17 protein-coding genes and 1 tRNA gene are annotated in these 16,466 nt (G+C 56.5%); all 18 read left to right on the top strand.

What is annotated here, in order from left to right:
* Positions 1-68: 68 nt before the first annotated feature.
* Positions 69-560 carry a roadblock/LC7 domain-containing protein gene (locus tag KJ970_01910; GenBank protein MBU2689658.1) on the top strand — a complete coding sequence of 164 codons (492 nt, stop codon included), beginning with the start codon at positions 69-71 and terminating at the stop codon, positions 558-560.
* Positions 561-657: 97 nt separating this feature from the next.
* Complete coding sequence (locus KJ970_01905; GenBank protein ID MBU2689657.1) at positions 658-1,245, top strand: gliding-motility protein MglA; 588 nt, start codon at positions 658-660, stop codon at positions 1,243-1,245.
* 112 nt (positions 1,246-1,357) lie between these two features.
* Entirely contained in the window at positions 1,358-1,861 is a 504-nt protein-coding gene (locus KJ970_01900; protein ID MBU2689656.1) for a phosphatidylglycerophosphatase A, read from the top strand.
* A 13-nt stretch (positions 1,862-1,874) separates the two neighbouring features.
* Entirely contained in the window at positions 1,875-3,143 is a 1,269-nt protein-coding gene (locus tag KJ970_01895; protein MBU2689655.1) for a CinA family nicotinamide mononucleotide deamidase-related protein, read from the top strand.
* Positions 3,133-3,750 (top strand): RNA 2',3'-cyclic phosphodiesterase, encoded by a 618-nt coding sequence (thpR, locus tag KJ970_01890; GenBank protein ID MBU2689654.1) that lies wholly within the window; start codon positions 3,133-3,135, stop codon positions 3,748-3,750. Before KJ970_01895 ends, thpR begins: the two co-directional genes overlap by 11 nt.
* Before the next feature lie 3 nt (positions 3,751-3,753).
* Positions 3,754-4,836: a recombinase RecA gene (recA, locus tag KJ970_01885; protein ID MBU2689653.1), complete on the top strand. Its 1,083-nt coding sequence runs from the start codon at positions 3,754-3,756 to the stop codon at positions 4,834-4,836.
* Positions 4,833-5,336: a recombination regulator RecX gene (locus KJ970_01880; GenBank protein ID MBU2689652.1), complete on the top strand. Its 504-nt coding sequence runs from the start codon at positions 4,833-4,835 to the stop codon at positions 5,334-5,336. Before recA ends, KJ970_01880 begins: the two co-directional genes overlap by 4 nt.
* Before the next feature lie 50 nt (positions 5,337-5,386).
* Positions 5,387-7,990, top strand: coding sequence for an alanine--tRNA ligase (alaS, locus tag KJ970_01875; protein MBU2689651.1), 2,604 nt, complete (start codon positions 5,387-5,389; stop codon positions 7,988-7,990).
* Positions 7,991-8,030: 40 nt separating this feature from the next.
* Complete coding sequence (gene rfbD, locus KJ970_01870) at positions 8,031-8,879, top strand: dTDP-4-dehydrorhamnose reductase (GenBank protein MBU2689650.1); 849 nt, start codon at positions 8,031-8,033, stop codon at positions 8,877-8,879.
* The gene (locus KJ970_01865; protein MBU2689649.1) at positions 8,831-9,757 is read left to right on the top strand and encodes a decaprenyl-phosphate phosphoribosyltransferase; all 927 of its coding nucleotides are present in this window, start codon (positions 8,831-8,833) and stop codon (positions 9,755-9,757) included. Before rfbD ends, KJ970_01865 begins: the two co-directional genes overlap by 49 nt.
* Complete coding sequence (ispE, locus tag KJ970_01860) at positions 9,757-10,668, top strand: 4-(cytidine 5'-diphospho)-2-C-methyl-D-erythritol kinase (GenBank protein MBU2689648.1); 912 nt, start codon at positions 9,757-9,759, stop codon at positions 10,666-10,668. Before KJ970_01865 ends, ispE begins: the two co-directional genes overlap by 1 nt.
* Positions 10,669-10,803: 135 nt before the next feature.
* Positions 10,804-11,073, top strand: coding sequence for a SpoVG family protein (locus tag KJ970_01855; GenBank protein ID MBU2689647.1), 270 nt, complete (start codon positions 10,804-10,806; stop codon positions 11,071-11,073).
* 155 nt (positions 11,074-11,228) lie between these two features.
* Positions 11,229-11,300: transfer RNA gene (locus KJ970_01850), tRNA-Gln, on the top strand.
* A gap of 92 nt (positions 11,301-11,392) precedes the next feature.
* Positions 11,393-12,325 (top strand): ribose-phosphate pyrophosphokinase, encoded by a 933-nt coding sequence (locus KJ970_01845; protein MBU2689646.1) that lies wholly within the window; start codon positions 11,393-11,395, stop codon positions 12,323-12,325.
* Between the two features lie 77 nt (positions 12,326-12,402).
* On the top strand, positions 12,403-13,074 hold the full coding sequence (locus KJ970_01840; GenBank protein MBU2689645.1) for a 50S ribosomal protein L25: 672 nt from the start codon (positions 12,403-12,405) through the stop codon (positions 13,072-13,074).
* Between the two features lie 9 nt (positions 13,075-13,083).
* Complete coding sequence (gene pth / locus KJ970_01835) at positions 13,084-13,743, top strand: aminoacyl-tRNA hydrolase (protein MBU2689644.1); 660 nt, start codon at positions 13,084-13,086, stop codon at positions 13,741-13,743.
* A gap of 12 nt (positions 13,744-13,755) precedes the next feature.
* Positions 13,756-15,840, top strand: coding sequence for a sodium-translocating pyrophosphatase (locus tag KJ970_01830; protein MBU2689643.1), 2,085 nt, complete (start codon positions 13,756-13,758; stop codon positions 15,838-15,840).
* 90 nt (positions 15,841-15,930) lie between these two features.
* Positions 15,931-16,464 carry a 30S ribosomal protein S6 gene (gene rpsF, locus KJ970_01825; GenBank protein MBU2689642.1) on the top strand — a complete coding sequence of 178 codons (534 nt, stop codon included), beginning with the start codon at positions 15,931-15,933 and terminating at the stop codon, positions 16,462-16,464.
* Positions 16,465-16,466: the final 2 nt, after the last annotated feature.

The raw sequence follows: 16,466 nt of genomic DNA, 5'->3' as shown, positions 1-16,466 counted from the left end.
CCTTACTCGGTTGAGTTGGTCGCACAGTCTCTTTCCCGATCTGATCCCATGAGAAGGGAGGGGAACCGATGGTTCACCTGCAGTGGTATGGGGGAGAGGGGGAGATCCTTTCCCTGCAATCGGAATTGCGGCGGTTCCTGACGAAATCGGGCGCTCTGACGTCTATGCTCATGGATTCGGCGGGGCGGCTGCTGACAATGGTTGGAACCGTCATCCCCCAATTCGATATTACCTCTTTTGTCAGCTTGAGCGCCTCTGATTTCGCGGCGAATCGTGAACTGGCGAGGCTGCTCGGTGAGGAGACCTTTCACGATCTCTTTCATCAAGGGGAACGTCATGGAGTGTATATCACCCAGATTTGCGATGGGATGTTGATGGCCGTCTTGTTCGATCGTTCGACGACACTCGGTCTTGTCCGCCATTCCATCCGCAAAACACGTCCGCGGATTCAGCCGTTGCTGCATGCTGCTTTAACCCCTCCCGCCGAGTCAATGACGCGGGCGCTTGGGGAGGAAGAGTTTGAGCAGATCTCGGAAGACATCGAGAGGATGTTCGAGTAATCCAGCCAGAAGGGTTTGCCATTTGTATAAGCGCCTCGGAAGATGCATCGATGGCTAGACAACATGGCGGCTGTCTTTCATCCCCCCGGAGGGGGATATGGCTCTAGTCCATCTTGATCAGCGTCAGCTCCACCTGAAGATCGTTTATTACGGTCCCGGGTTTGGAGGCAAGACCACAAACCTGATGCATCTTCATAACCGCATCCCGCCGCATCTCCGCGGGCAATGGGTCGCCTTGAAATCCGAGGAAGATCGGACCCTCTACTTTGATTTCCTTCCCCTCAATCTGGGCTCCGGCTCTGGTTTTCAGACCCGGATTCATCTTTACACGGTTCCCGGCCAGGTCCGCTTCCGGCGCAGCCGGCTGGTGATGCTTCGCGATGTCGACGGGATCATTTTCGTAGCTGATTCGCATCCCAACCGGCTTCATGCCAATGAGGATAGTCTGAAAGACTTGGAGATGAATCTCGTGGAATTGGGGCTGGATCTCACAAAAATGCCGAAGGTTTTTCAGCTGAATAAGAGGGATCTCGACCCCAAAACTCCAGAGCAGGTCATGAGGCGCAGCCTCGGTGTCGGCGAGAATCCTTGCTTCCACGCTGTCGCCAATCAGGGCCGGGGTGTATTGGAAACGCTCAAGACGATGACAAAAATGGTGCTGCGCGAACTCACCCCCGCTCCCTAATCCCCAAACTCACTCTTTTCATCGGCTTCGGCCTGCGGTTGTGGCATACTCCAATTCTTTAGGGGTGATGCGGTGATGAGCACTCCCCGTTGATCGATCAGGGAGGGGATAGGTGAAGCTCAATAGAGTCCATAACAAACGAGCTGTATGGCGGAAGCCCTCATTGATGTTGGCGAGTTTTTTCGGGACCGGGTTTTTCCCTTTCGCACCCGCGACCTTCGCGACCTTGGTGCTCTATCTACTGCTCGGCATGGCGGGTGGGTGGAGTTATACACCCTCGCCCGTCGTTCTTTTGGGCGTCATCATTTTTATTACACTCGTTGGAGTCTGGGCCAGCCGCCGGGGGGAAGAGGCCTGGGGCGGGGATGCCTCTCCGATCGTCATAGATGAGGTCGCCGGCGCTCTCATTACCATCTGGGGATTTACCTGGTCGCCCGTCGTGCTGGTCTTGGGATTTTTCCTCTTCCGTGCCATGGATATTGTTAAACCGCCTCCAGCCTACCAGATCCAGGCGCTGCCTAAGGGGTGGGGCGTCATGGCTGACGATGTCATCGCGGGAATCTACGCTCAGATCGTCTTACGGCTTCTTGACGCATTCGGCTTACTACCACAATGACCGGAGTCCGACCATGAACGCCTGCCTTATCTCCATTGGATCCGAGCTCCTTGACGGCTCGCATGCTAATACAAACGCCCTCTTCTTGACCCGTTTTCTTGCGCGGGAGGGTTTCACAATTCTACGTGTGATCAGCGTGGGCGATGATCCGGAGGAGATCCGGGATACACTGGATGAATGGCTGGGAAGGACGGAACTCGTCGTGCTGACCGGCGGTCTGGGCGCGACGCCGGATGACCAAACCCGATCCGGTGTAGCCCGCGCATGCCGTCGCCGGCTGGCCCTGCACGAAGCCTCCGCTGAGAATATCCGCAGGCGGCTCCGTCATCGATCGGGTCCCGGCGGGCTCCCTGAAGAATCATCCGCCCTTCTGCCGCTGGGCGCGGAAGCCCTGGAAAACCCCAAAGGCCTGGCCCCCGGTTTTGCCCTCGAAGAGAGGGGGACGCTTGTGGTCGCGCTGCCCGGTGTTCCCTCTGAGATGGAGGCCATCTGGGGATTGCATGCGACGCGTTTGTTGGAGCGGTGGTCTGGGGAACGGCTTCGCCGATGGCGGACCCTTCATACCTGTGGCCTGCCGGAGACGGAGGTGGTCAATAGAGTTTTCCCGGTGCTATCACCAGAGGTTGAGGTCGGCTATCTCTGCCAACCCGGTCTCGTCGATATCGTCCTTGGATTGAGCGGTGTGGAACCGGAGCTTTCACGAAACCTCGCCGCGGTGACGGCTCGTGTCGCCGAGGTCATGGGCGATGCAGCCTATGGCCAGGATGGCGACACATTAGAAGGTGTTGTGGGAAAACTTCTGTCCTCGTCATCCCGCACTCTCGGTGTCGCGGAGTCTCTCACGGGAGGAACGCTGGGAAGCTGGATCACCCGTGAGCCTGGAAGTTCGCGGTACTTTCTCGGCTCGATCGTGGCCTACAGCAACCGGGCGAAGGAGGATCTCCTCGGCGTTGATCCCGGACTCCTACGAGAACATGGCGCCGTCAGCCCCCAAGTCGCCTGCGCCATGGCGCAGGGGGTCCGCCGGAAACTCGGGAGTGATGTCGCCGTTTCGACAACGGGTATCGCCGGCCCGTCGGGCGCCACGCCGGCGAAACCGGTTGGATTAGTTTATGTCGGATGTGCGGAAGGGCCTCATTGCCGGGCTTTCCCGTTCCAATTCAGGAGCCACCGGGTTGGAAATATCGAGCGGTCGGTTGTGGCGGCACTGAACGTGCTTCGTCTCGTTTTAATGAGAGGACTCGTCGAGGAAGAGCCGGGGAGGTCTCGGGATGGAAGATAAGGGAGAGCGGATCACCCGGTGCTTTCTGGCGCTGACCTTCTCAAAAGAGGACCTCGCCTATCCGACAGCACTTTCCTCTCAGATGATGGAAAAGCTCGGGCGGGGATGTGTAAAGTGGGTGGCTCCGGAGAACCTGCATTTGACAATCTATTTCTTTGGCGGATTGAACAAGGGCCGGTTGATGCAGGCCCGGCGCGCCATCGAGAGGTTGGCCGGCGCTTGGGATGCCGTGCCTGTCTCCTGGGGCGGGCTTGGAGCCTTTCCATCCAGCCGCAAGGCCCAGGTTATATGGGTGGGATTGAATGATCTCGAGAATCGTCTCACTCCTCTGATAGATGATACTCAGGCCCGTTTGAGGGATTTTGGATTTGGCCCTCCAGATAAACCCTTCCGCGCCCATTTAACTTTGGGCCGGGTCCGGCGTGGGGAAAAATTGGATGGGGCGGCTCTCGAGGGCTCCCAGGGCGGTTTGACACCCGCCCCCGGGCCTTTTATGATTCGTTCGATGCAGTTATTTCGTAGCATCCTACGCCCCCAAGGACCTCTGTACACAACACTCGTGGAGGCTCCCTCCCGCGGGAATGAGCCGCCTGATGAAGGAGAATAACTGATGGCGTCAGACACCAATGAAAGAGCCAAAGCTTTTGAATTGGCTGTATCTCAGATTGAGAAGCAGTTCGGTCAGGGGTCGATCATGCGTCTGGGAGATAATAAGGCTCCGAAGGCCTTGGATGTTATCCCCACCGGAAGCCTCGGTTTGGATATCGCGCTCGGTGTCGGAGGAATTCCGAGGGGACGGGTGATTGAGGTCTTCGGACCCGAATCTTCCGGCAAAACGACCCTGACCCTTTCGATACTGGCGCAGGCCCAAAAACTCGGCGGCAATGCCGTCTTTATCGATGCCGAACATGCTCTCCAGCCCTCCTATGCGCGGCTTCTTGGCGTGGATATCGAAAACCTCCATGTTTCCCAGCCTGATACAGGTGAGGAGGCTCTTGAAATCGCAGATCAACTGGTGCGAAGTGGCGCGGTTGATATTATCGCCATCGATTCGGTCGCGGCGCTCGTCCCCCGGGCGGAAATCGAAGGGGAGATGGGTGACGCTCATGTGGGACTTCAGGCGCGATTGATGAGCCAGGCGCTGCGAAAGCTGACCGGCTCGATCAGCAAAAGCCACTGCATCATTATCTTTATTAATCAAATCAGGATGAAGATCGGTGTCATGTTCGGAAATCCTGAAACGACGTCGGGTGGCAACGCCCTCAAATTCTATTCATCGGTTCGGTTGGATATCCGCAGGGTCGCGAGCATCAAAGAGAAGGAACAGGCTGTCGGAAACCGTGTGCGGGTCCGGGTGGTTAAAAATAAGGTTGCCGCGCCCTTCCGGTCGGCGGAATTCGATCTTCTATTTAATGAAGGGATCAACACGACCGGTGAACTCCTCGATCTGGGTATTGAATTCGGCATTGTTTCACGATCGGGAACCTGGATGTCCTATGGTGAAGAGCGTCTCGGCCAGGGACGGGAGAACGCCCGAAAATCCCTTCTCGATCAGCCCGCGCTCCTGGCAAAGCTGGAAAAAGAGGTTCGCCAGGCCGCTGAGCTGCCGACTCCAAAGAGCCTCTCCGCCGAATCGGTGGAGGCGATCGTAACGTCTGGGAAAGGCTCGCGGAAGGGGCGCGGTAAGTCGTGAAGCCCCCTGTCCCGGCGCGGGATGCGGCCCTCGAGCGGGATGCGTTGAGACTTCTCAAAGTCCGGGAAAGATGCCGCAAGGAGCTGGAAAGACGTCTCAAACAAAAGGGACATGCGAACGAGCGCATAGAAGATCTGCTCAACATCTATGAAGCTCGGGGGTGGATCAACGATGAACGATTCGCAACGTTCTTTGTTCGGGATCGGATCCGGCTTCGTCCCAAATCATATAGGATGATCGATCGGGAACTTTCGGCGCGCGGCGTGGCTCTGGAGATCCGGCAAAGGGTCTTGAGCGAATTCCAGGCCGAGTTTCCCGAAGAGGAAATGGCGCGTTCTCAAGCGCTGCGCCGGTGGAGAAGCCTTTCCGGTGATTTGAAGAGCCGGAGGGTTTCTCTTATACGGTGGTTGCGCACGAAGGGTTATCCGCTCTCTTTGGCCCGCCGTTTGGCCGGAGAGATGGCGGAGGTCGAAACGCCGGCAGATGGGGGATTTGATTGAAACCGATCCTTCGGTTCCTAATAACCCGCAGCCGGAGAGAGTAATGGATTATGACTGCAGCGGACATCCGTAGAATATTTTTGGAATTCTACAAAGAGCGGGACCATCGCTTTTGTAAAAGCGCGCCATTGTTGCCCCAGGGGGATCCGACGCTGCTTTTCACATCGGCCGGGATGGTTCCCTTTAAATCGATGTGGGTCACTGCAAATCCGGAATACCGGCGCGCCGTTTCCGTCCAGAAGTGCCTCCGGGCAACCGACCTGGAAGATGTGGGGCGGACGCCGCGGCATTGTACATTCTTTGAAATGCTGGGCCACTTCTCTTTCGGAGATTATTTTAAAAGGGAGGCGATCTCCTGGAATTGGGAGCTCTTCCGGAATGTTTATGGGATCCCTGAAGAGCGGATGCGCGTCTCGGTTTTCAATGATGATGACGAGGCCTTCGCCATTTGGCGTGACGAGATTGGATTGCCGGAGGATTGGATCTTTCGCCTGGGGGAGGAACATAATTTCTGGGGACCGGCGGGCGACACAGGACCCTGCGGCCCCTCGTCGGAAGTTTACTACGATCTGGGCCCGTCTTTTGAGTGTTCCAATCCCAATTGCGGACCGGGGTGCGATTGCGATCGCTGGGTGGAGATCGGCAATTTCGTCTTCCCGCAGTTTGATAAACAGCCCGATGGCAGCCTGGCGCCGCTCCTGAATCGCGGCATCGACACCGGCATCGGTCTGGAACGGGTTGTTATGGTTCTGCAAGGCCAGCAGACGATTTTCGCCACCGATCTATTCCAGCCGGTTATCCGGCGTTTGGAAGAGTTTGTACAAAAGCCATATGCCGGTCATGCCTCTTCGATGAACATTGTCGCCGATCATGTCCGGGCCCTGACCTTTGCTTTTGCCGAAGGGATCATGCCAAGCAATGAAGGACGGGGCTATGTCCTTCGTAGAATTTTGAGACGCGCCGCCCTGCAGGGCCACCTCATGGGATTGCGGGAACCTTTCCTCCACCGGCTGGCTGAAACGGTGACAGAGGTCATGTCCCCCGCCTATCCTGAATTAGTTGAAGCTCTGCCCCGGGTTTCGATGGCGTTGAAGGGTGAAGAGGAAAGATTCACCGAAACCCTGGAGGCCGGCTTGAACCGCTTCGAGCGTTTGGCCCAAACAGTGCGGGATTCGGAATCAAAAAGACTCGCGGGGAAGGATGCCTTCCTGCTGTACGACACCTATGGTTTTCCCCTTGATTTGGTGCGGGAGATGGCTGCTGAGCAGGGTCTGGAAGTGGATGAAGAAGGATTCACAAGGCAAATGGAGCGGCAGAAGGAAAAATCCCGCAGTGCTTCTACGTTTCAGAAATCGGATGGAGAGTCCTTGGAATGGACGGAATATTCCAAAGGGGAGAGCAGCCGTTTCGTTGGAAATGAGTCTCTGGAGATTGAAACACGGGTTCGGCGGATAGCTCCGGTGCCGGACAAACCGGGTGAGTATTGGGTTGTGCTGGAGGAAACACCCTTTTATCCCGAATCGGGCGGCCAGGTCGGGGATATCGGGATTCTCTTCAACGACGGCCTGGAATCAGAAGTCCTGGAAACGCAAAAGCGCAGCGGCGAAATCCTCCATCGCGTGAAACTCAGCAGGGGAGGGTGGAATGATAAACCGGTTCGGGCGTCCGTCTCGGCATCCAACCGGATATCCACCGCGCGAAACCATACCGCTACACATCTGCTTCACGCCGCGCTGCGTGAGGTTCTCGGAACTCATGTCACCCAGGCCGGATCGCTCGTGTCACCGGCGCGGTTAAGATTTGACTTTACCCATTACGGACCGGTGGAGCCCGAGCCATTGGCCGCGGTTGAACAATGGATCAATGATAGGATCCTCCAGGCCATTCCTGTGAATATTCATTGGTCGGATTATGATGCGGCGATCGAAGCCGGAGTCATGGCCCTCTTCGGTGAAAAATATGAAGACCGGGTCCGGCGGGTGGAGATCGGCGAGGCCAGCCGGGAACTCTGTGGGGGAACGCATGTGCGGAATACAGCTGAGATCGGGCAGTGTATTCTTCTCGAGGAAGGCACGATCAGCGCCGGTATTCGCCGGATTGAGGCCGTGACGGGAGAACAGGCCTTTCTCGTCCGGCGTGAGATGCAGGAGACGATGCGTCATCTCCGGCGTTCACTCCAGGTTCCACAAAATGAAATCGCGCCCAAGGTGGATCAGCTTTTTGCTGAAATCGCGAAGCTTCGCAAGGATGTCCGCAATGCCTTGGAGCAGAGACCGAGTTCCAATCTCGAAGATCTCATTAAGAATGCCGAGTCGATCGGAGGCCGGAAGTTTGTTGTGGGCCAGACTGAGGCGGCTTCGGTCGATCTTCTGAGAAAGCAAGGGGACCATATTGTGAAAGCCCTTGGATCCGGCGCCGGTTTGCTCGTGGCCAGGGTCGGGGACAAGATGCCTCTGCTGGCCTTTGTCACCCAGGATCTGGTTTCCGAAATCGATCTGCGCGCCGATGAGCTGATTCGAACCGCAGCTGCCGTTTCGGGGGGGCGGGGCGGCGGGAAACCCCGGATGGCGCTGGGGGGTGTGGGTGATCCAGAAAAGTTGGAAGAGACTTTGGAGACGGCCCGGAACTGGCTGCGGGAGAAATTGAGGGTTTAAAGCAGTTGAGGTCCCAAAATAGGAATGGGAGACGAGCGTTGTGAAGATCCTCATCACCGGTGGTAAGGGAATGTTGGCGAGGGCTCTGATCAAGAGGCTTCAATCCCGCCATGAGGTGGTGATTACCGGTCGTGAAGAGATGGATGTCGAAAAGACCGCAGAGGTCTTCGCGGTCGCTGGTGATATCCGGCCGGAAACGATCCTTCATTGCGGGGCCTGGACCCATGTTGACGCTTGTGAATCAGATCCGCAGAAGGCCTTCCGGATCAACGCTTGGGGCGCGAGAAATGTGGCCGCCGCGGCGTTGAAGTATGGTGCGGATCTTATCTATTTCAGCAGCGATTATGTCTTCGATGGAACTTCTAAAGAGCCGTATAGAGAGCATGATGCCAAGAATCCATTGAATGTCTATGGCCGGAGCAAGTCGTTTGGCGAAGAGGCCGTCGCCGGGATCGTCGCACGGCACGTCATCATTCGCATTTCGGGACTTTTCGGTGTGGGTGGCGCTTGCTTCCCCGAGACGATTCTTCGGAAGGCTCGGTTGGGTGAGAGATTGGATGTCGTTTCTGATCAGATCCTGGCGCCCACCTATGCCCCTCATGTGGCGGAAGGGGTTGATCGGTTGCTCGGATCGGGTCTCTATGGCATTTATCATCTGACATCAGATGGGGCCACCACTTGGTTTGACTTCGCCCAAGAGATCCTCAAGCTTTCCGGTCTCGCAGAGACCCGGCTTCATCCCCTGAATACGATGGAATCGCATCGGCCTGCAGAGCGGCCGCGTTATAGCGTCCTCGACACCTCCAATTTCAGGCACACCTTTTCCTGGTCTCCGCCGTCATGGCGCGCAGGATTACGGGAGTATCTCGGGGAGTTGGCGGAATCATGAAAACCCTGATACATCTCCTGAGGGTTCGCCAGTGGACCAAGAATGTCGTCCTCTTTGCCGGTGTCGTCTTCGCCCAAGAATTCACGCACACGGCGAGTCTTCTCAGGGCTCTGGCCGGATTCGGCACCTTCTGCCTGCTCTCTTCAGCCGTGTATATCTTTAACGATTTGGCGGATCTCGAGCAGGATCGAGCCCATCCCCAAAAGAAAAACCGCCCCCTTGCCGCCGGACGGTTCCCCATCACGGGCGCTCTTGTCCTTGCGTTGGTTTTGGCCTTCACCGGATTGATATTGGCCTTTAAACTGCAGCGATCCTTCGGAATTCTGGCCATGGCCTATTTCATTGTGAATCTTCTCTACTCCTGGAAGTTGAAACGAGTGGTATTGCTTGATGTGATGATCATCGCTATCGGGTTTGTTATACGCGCCGTGGCCGGTGTTGAGGTCTTATCTCCTCCGGCGGAAATCTCTCCTTGGCTTTTGGTTTGCACCTTTTTTCTGGCTCTCTTTCTCGCCGTGGCCAAGCGCCGGCATGAACGCACCCTCCTCCTCGATAACGCCGGATCCCACCGGGCGATCCTGGCCGAATATCCTCCGGCGCTCTTGGATCAATTTATCTCCATTGTTACCGCCGCCACGATTCTTGGTTATACAATATATACGGTCTCTCCTCAAACACAGGCAAGATTGGGTACCTCCCGATTGGTCTATACCGTCCCCTTTGTCGTTTTTGGGATTTTCAGATATCTCTATCTGGTTTTCAAAAAGGGGCAGGGAGGCGCCCCCTCCGAGGCGCTGCTGGCCGACGGCCCGCTGTTGATTAATATCATTCTCTGGTTCGGCGCCGTCCTCACCTTCCTCTATCTCATCCCTTCCTGATGACGCCGCGAAGAGAACAGACGGCGGAGACGCTGGAGCCCCGCATCGCCGAAGCCTATGCCAAGATCAATCTGGGGCTCCGGGTTCTGGGCCGGCGCCCCGATGGGTATCATGAAATCGACACGATCCTGCAGACCGTCGACCTCTCCGACACCCTCCAATTCCGACCCTCCCGTACCGGTCATCTTCGGGTTGTATGCGATGATCCGGGGATTCCGGATGGAGAGGAAAACCTGGTTTGGAAGGCGTTGAATAGGCTTCGAACCGAAGTCGGGCGGAATAATTTGGGGATGGAGGTGGAGATCAAGAAGGGGATCCCGGCGGGCGCGGGGCTGGGCGGCGGCAGTAGCGATGCTGCATGCGCCCTGGCAGCCGGTTCGGTTCTGTGGGGCCTGGCCCTGGAATTGCGGGAATTGGAGTCCTTGGCGGCAGAGATCGGTTCCGATATTCCTTTTTTCCTGCGAGGGGGGACCTGCCGGGCCATAGGACGTGGAGAAATTCTGGAACCCCTTCACCCCAATATAGATATCGAGTGTGGGCTGTTGCTTTCGCCGATCCACCTGGCCACGCGTGAGGTGTACGGGTGTTTTGAGCCAAGCTTGACACGTAACTCGCTAAGTGCAAAGATGGTACAGCAATTGATAGTAACTGGAGATGCCAGGGAATTGGCGGATCTACTTAACAATGACCTTGAAGCGGCCGCTCGAACAATGGCGCCGAAGCTCTTGGAATACAGGGATCGTTTAGAAGAGCTAGGTTATCCCATTGTTCGGATGACAGGCAGTGGATCGGCACTCTTTTTCTGGCCCGCTCCGAAGGATCGGGTACAGGAAACCCGGAGGGCCTTCATGGATTCCGGGTGTCGTATCGAGCTGGTACGGGCGACGCAGAAGGGATGGGTCTGGAGATAAGGGTGACGTCCCAAGGATAAAGTATTATCCTGTTGGCAGCGTTGATCTGAGTCGATTTTGCGTCGTCTCTTTGTAGGCCCGCGTAAGCAGGGGACTGTGTAGGTCCTAAACAGACCAACATAAGGTGGTGATTCAATGGAAATCACCGAAATTCGCATCACTCTGCGCAATGACGACAAGCTAAAAGCCTTCGTCACCATGACCCTCAATAACTGCTTTGTGATCCGGGGGATGAAGATCATCAAGGGGTCGAAGGGAATTTTTGTCGCCATGCCCAACCGGCGGAAGCCGGACGGTACCTACCAGGATTTGGTGCATCCCATCAACCGGGGAACCCGGCAGGAGATGGAGGATCAGATTATCGCCAAATACCTGGAGATGCTGGAAGCGGCTCCTCTGACGTAGTAGAGTGTGGAGGCCGTCAAGGATCGTGGCCTCAATGGTTTCGGGGAACAATGTGGATCGGTAAAACCGATCGGTCTCCCACAAGGACTTGATTCTAGCCCTCGTCCAGGAGACTAGACGATAAGAACCAGGTGCGCTAAGATGTGCATCTGGCTTGGGGCGTCGTCTAGTGGTAAGACACAGGATTTTGGATCCTGTTACCGGAGGTTCGAGTCCTCCCGCCCCAGAGTTTTCTGGTCTTACTTGGATTCTAAGAGGAAGTAAAGAACCCAAGGTCCCGGAACATCACCGGGGCCTTGTTCTGGGATTGGCATTTATGTTGGATACTCTTCGGATCTTCACGGGCACGGCCAACCGGCCCCTATCGGACCGAATCTGCAAATACCTCTGCATCGAGCCCTCTGATGCAAAGGTCAGCCGATTTAACGATGGGGAAATCCGGGTCCGAATTAATGAAAATGTTCGGGGCTGTGATGTCTTCGTCGTTCAACCGACGCAGGCTCCCGCCGAGAACCTACTGGAGCTCCTCATCGTTGTCGATGCCCTCCGGCGGGCTTCACCCCGCCGTGTGACGGCGGTCATTCCGTATTTTGGGTATGCCCGTCAAGATAGGAAGGATCGCCCTCGGGCTCCCATTAGCGCAAAGCTGGTCGCGAATCTTGTGACCGTTGCTGGAGCCGACCGGGTGTTGACAATGGATCTCCACTCTTCGCAGATCCAGGGGTTTTTCGATATCCCCTTCGATCACCTCTTCGCGGCGCCCGTGCTCTTGGGGTATTTTCGGGATCGGGCCATGAAGGATACGGTGGTTGTCGGTCCGGATATCGGAAGCGCCAAGATGGCCCGCGCCTATGCGAAGCGTCTCGGCGCCGATCTGGCTCTCGTCGATAAGCGACGGACGGATGATGGTGAAACAGCTGTCATGCATCTCATCGGTGAGGTTGAGGGCAAGAATGCGATCATTTTCGATGATATGATATCAACCGGCGGAACCTTGGCCCGTGCTGCGGCGGCTTTGAAAGAAAATGGAGCTCGCACGATCTATGCCGGCTGCACTCATGCCATTCTCACGGAGAAATCCTTTGAGAATTTGAGGAATTCGGATATCCAGGAACTGGTCGTGACGGATACAATCCCGCAAGAGCACGTGCCGGAGGGGATCGGCATTCGCGTGTTGTCTATTGATGAGTTGTTGGGGGAGGCCATCCGCAGAATTCACGAGGAACGATCCCTCAGTAGTCTTTTTATCTAGTATCCGGCGAGACACGGGGTTTCTCAAAATCATAAGAAATCTGTCATAGTAGCCGGTTTTAAAGGAGGTTTGGCGACATGAAATCCGTTACCCTAGACGCTTCCATCCGGTCCGAAACGGGTAAGGGGCCGGCCCGCCGGATGAGGTCCGGGGGAGAGGTGCCCGCTATCATCTATGGCGGAGAACTGCCCTTGATGATCTCTGTATCCTCGCGTGAACTGGAGTCGGTGCTTCGCCGTGGCGAGGGATCGAGTCTCGTTGTGGAACTCCAGCTCAAAGATGAGGGAGGGCGCTCGATTCAGACATTGATAAAGGATGTCCAACGAAATCCCATTCATTCCCGTCTGGTCCATGCCGATTTTCAGGAATTGATGGCGGGGCGCCGTTTACAGTTGTCGGTGCCTATTCATCTCACCGGATTGTCGATTGGCGTCAAAGATCAGGCCGGCGTCCAGGATCATGTTCTCAGAGTGCTGGAAATCGAATGCCTCCCCATCAATATCCCCTCGTATCTCGAGGTTGATGTGAGTGCGCTGGAAAAGGGGCAGGCTCTACATGTCAGGGATATCGTACCCCCCGAGGGGGTTTTCATTCGGCATGCTGCGGAAGCGGTCGTCGTGACGATCACCGGTCAAAGGATCGAAGAGAAAACAGTGGCCGAGGCAGAGGCGGAAGCGGCGGCGGCTGAAGAAGCTGCTGTGGTTGAAGCTGCGGATGAAGGGGCCAAGAAAGAGGATTCGGCGAGCTAGACCGGTCTTGTGTCGACGCCGGCACCGGCGGAGGCAGAATCCCGGAATCGCCGTGAGCTCTTGAAGTCAATCGTTGGATTGGGAAATCCGGGCCTTCAATATGTGTCGACTCGACACAATCTGGGTGTCCGCCTCCTTGAGTTGATCCGTCGGAAGGCCGGTGGAAATGAGTTTCGCAGCCAGGGCCGGGTCAGCGTCACAACGATTTTCCTCGCCGGTCGTGAAGTGGAACTCGTCCGAACCCGCACCTATATGAATCTCAGTGGCCCGGCCGTCGCGGAATGGGCGGAGTGGGCCGGTATCGGGGCTGAAGAAATCCTGGTTCTGACCGATGATCTTGACTTGCCTTTGGGTCGGATTCGATTTCGGCCCGGCGGTGGTTCGGGTGGCCACCGCGGTTTGATTTCGTTGGTGGAGGCATTAAAGACCGATCAGTTTCCCCGGTTGCGATTGGGGATCGGAGCGCCGCCACCCAACCAAGATCCCGCCGACTTTGTTTTAGAAGTTGAGTCGCCGGAAGAAGAAGAGATGTGGAATCGGATTCTCCCCTGGGCGGCGGAAGCCGTCCATTTGGCTATCGGGGAGGGGCTGGAAGCGGCCATGAACGCTTATAACGGAGCGCTCGGGCCAGGCGAACTGACGGATACGGAGTCAGAGGGAGGTATGTAACCCATGGAATCGATGCCCACGGCTGTCATCGTCGCACTCTTGATGGGATTGGTGAGTCTTGCGGCGGCTTGGGGGATCGCGCGCTGGAAGGTTCTCTCAAAGGATCCGGGCACACCACGGATGGTGGAGATCTCCGATGCGATCTATGAAGGAGCTATGGCTTTTCTGGGACGGGAATATAAAACCCTGCTCATCTTTATCGCGGCCATGGCGCTCATTATTTCGGTGGGAATTAAGTCGAACACCCTGGCGGGATTGGGTTGGCGGACGGCCATTGCCTATCTCGCGGGGGCCGGCTGTTCGATGCTCGCCGGTTTCGTGGGGATGAGTGTCGCAACGCGCGCCAATACGCGCACGGCGCATGCCGCACAGGAATCCTTTAACAAAGCCCTCAATGTGGCTTTCCCGGGGGGCGCCGTCATGGGATTCTCCGTGGTTGGTTTGGGGCTGCTGGGTCTTTCCGCTCTGTTTCTCATTTTCGGTCATTCTCTGGGACTGCAGAACGCGGCCAGCATTATCACGGGATTCTCCCTTGGGGCGTCATCGATTGCTCTCTTCGCCCGTGTCGGGGGCGGCATTTTTACAAAGGCGGCCGATGTCGGCGCCGACCTCGTCGGCAAGGTGGAGGCCGGTATTCCCGAGGATGATCCCCGCAATCCCGCCGTCATCGCCGACAATGTCGGTGACAATGTGGGTGATGTCGCCGGTATGGGGGCCGATCTTTTCGAATCGTATGTCGGCGCCATCATCAGCGCCCTGGTGATCGCCTTTGCTGTTGATGCATATAGGCCCTTCGCGGGATCGATCATCGGCTACGCCATGAGTCTGGTCTCGGTGGGTATTGTCGCTTCACTCCTTGGACTTCTCTTCGTTCGCGTCAAGGAGGATGGAGACGCGACAGCCGCCTTGAGAAACGGGACACTGGGAGCGGCCTTCCTCTTCATGCTAGGAGGTTTGGCCGTCACCCTTATCTTTTTCCCCCGTATTGGCGAGGTTTCCGGATTGAGATACTTCTTCTCAAGCGTCTGCGGGCTCGTCGCCGGCACGATTGTCGGTCTTGTCGCGGAGTATTATACAACCGGCAAGAGGATTGAGGGGATTGCCGAGAGCTCCCAAACCGGTTCCGCCACCAATATCATTCATGGATTTGGGCTCGGCATGCGCAGCACGGTATTGCCTATCTTCATCCTCTCAATAGCGATTCTCGTCGCCTACCACCTTGGGGGAACCCTGGGGATCGCCTTGGCCGCCATCGGAATGCTGGCGATTACCGGCATGACCGTCTCGGTTGATGCCTACGGTCCCATTGCCGATAATGCCGGGGGGATTGCCGAGATGGCTCATCTGGGTCCCGAGATCCGCAAGCGCACCGACAGCCTGGATGCCGCCGGCAATACCACGGCCGCGATTGCAAAGGGTTTTGCCATAGGCTCGGCCGCCCTAACCGCCCTGGCCCTTTTCACCGCTTATGTAAAAGGCGTGAAAGTGGTTACAGGATTTAATCTCGAGATGAATATCATGGATATCCCGGTTCTCGTCGGGCTTTTTCTCGGCGGTGTAACCCCCTTTCTCTTTGCTGCTGATACGATGGCGGCGGTGGGCCGGGCCGCATTCAAGGTCATCAATGAAGTCCGGCGTCAATTCCGGGAGATCCCGGGTCTCAAGGATGGGGATCCATCGGCGCGCGCCGAGTATGCGAAGTGTGTCGATATCACCACCGCCGGCGCGCTGAAAGAGATGATCCGTCCGGGAACCCTGGCCGTCATTATTCCGATCGCCGTTGGGGCGATCCTCGGCATGGAGACCCTCGGCGGATTCCTGGCGGGCGCCCTGATCTCGGGCGTACCCCTCGCGTTGCTGCTGGCTAATTCCGGCGGCGCCTGGGATAATGCAAAGAAGTATATCGAAGCGGGTCACTTTGGGGGCAAGGGTTCGGATGCCCACAAGGCCGCGGTGGTTGGTGACACGGTCGGTGACCCTTTCAAGGACACATCCGGACCGGCGATGAATATTTTGCTCAAACTCATGGCGATTGTATCCCTGGTCTTTACGCCTCTGATTTGGAGCATCCACAAGTTGGTAGCCGGGTTGTTCTAAAGATGGTTCATGGACCATCTAATGATCAACTTAGGGGGATTGGTTCGGCTGTCAGAGACCGAACCCAAAGATCGTAGCTAGGAGGACTGAATGAAAGATTATGAGACGGTCTTTGTCCTTCATCCCCGCCTCGATGACGCAAAAGTCGAGGAGGAGATTCAAAAGGTCAAAGACATCATCACCCAGGCCGATGGGCAGATTCTGGACGTTCAGAAATGGGGCCGGAAGCGGCTGGCTTATGAAATCCAGAAAATCCATGAGGGACTCTACACTGTTATACAATACTCTGGAGAGCCCCAAACGGTTAAAGATCTGGATCGGCGCTACAAGCTCAATGAAAATGTTCTGCGTTATCTCACGGTGGTCGCCCATCCCAAGTCGTTAAGAGGCGGACCTGACGAGGGTGGCGAGAAAGCAGAGACGCTGGAGCATCCGTCGGAAAAGTCAGAGCTGGGTGAGTTGAAGATCCCGGTGGAAGCTGTTGAATCACCCGAGATGACCCCGGTTGCCGAAACACCCGAATCCGAATCCGCAGCCGCTGCCGTGGAAAATCCGCCGATGGCCTCTTTGGAAGAGGGCGATCCGGCATCCATACGAGCGGAGAGCGGGCCAACGGAATCCTGACA

This window comes from Candidatus Eisenbacteria bacterium (assembly GCA_018831195.1).
Lineage (GTDB): Bacteria > Eisenbacteria > RBG-16-71-46 > CAIMUX01 > JAHJDP01 > JAHJDP01.
Note: the sequence above shows the minus strand (reverse complement) of the source record. Positions and strands in the feature narration are given on the sequence as shown.

Bases quoted from the DNA above. Each gene is read 5' to 3' on its own strand.
- KJ970_01910 (MBU2689658.1), top strand. From the start codon at position 69: ATGGTTCACCTGCAGTGGTATGGGGGAGAGGGGGAGATCCTTTCCCTG.
- KJ970_01905 (MBU2689657.1), top strand. From the start codon at position 658: ATGGCTCTAGTCCATCTTGATCAGCGTCAGCTCCACCTGAAGATCGTT.
- KJ970_01895 (MBU2689655.1), top strand. From the start codon at position 1,875: ATGAACGCCTGCCTTATCTCCATTGGATCCGAGCTCCTTGACGGCTCG.
- thpR (MBU2689654.1), top strand. From the start codon at position 3,133: ATGGAAGATAAGGGAGAGCGGATCACCCGGTGCTTTCTGGCGCTGACC.
- recA (MBU2689653.1), top strand. From the start codon at position 3,754: ATGGCGTCAGACACCAATGAAAGAGCCAAAGCTTTTGAATTGGCTGTA.
- alaS (MBU2689651.1), top strand. From the start codon at position 5,387: ATGACTGCAGCGGACATCCGTAGAATATTTTTGGAATTCTACAAAGAG.
- KJ970_01865 (MBU2689649.1), top strand. From the start codon at position 8,831: ATGGCGCGCAGGATTACGGGAGTATCTCGGGGAGTTGGCGGAATCATG.
- ispE (MBU2689648.1), top strand. From the start codon at position 9,757: ATGACGCCGCGAAGAGAACAGACGGCGGAGACGCTGGAGCCCCGCATC.
- KJ970_01855 (MBU2689647.1), top strand. From the start codon at position 10,804: ATGGAAATCACCGAAATTCGCATCACTCTGCGCAATGACGACAAGCTA.
- KJ970_01840 (MBU2689645.1), top strand. From the start codon at position 12,403: ATGAAATCCGTTACCCTAGACGCTTCCATCCGGTCCGAAACGGGTAAG.
- KJ970_01830 (MBU2689643.1), top strand. From the start codon at position 13,756: ATGCCCACGGCTGTCATCGTCGCACTCTTGATGGGATTGGTGAGTCTT.
- rpsF (MBU2689642.1), top strand. From the start codon at position 15,931: ATGAAAGATTATGAGACGGTCTTTGTCCTTCATCCCCGCCTCGATGAC.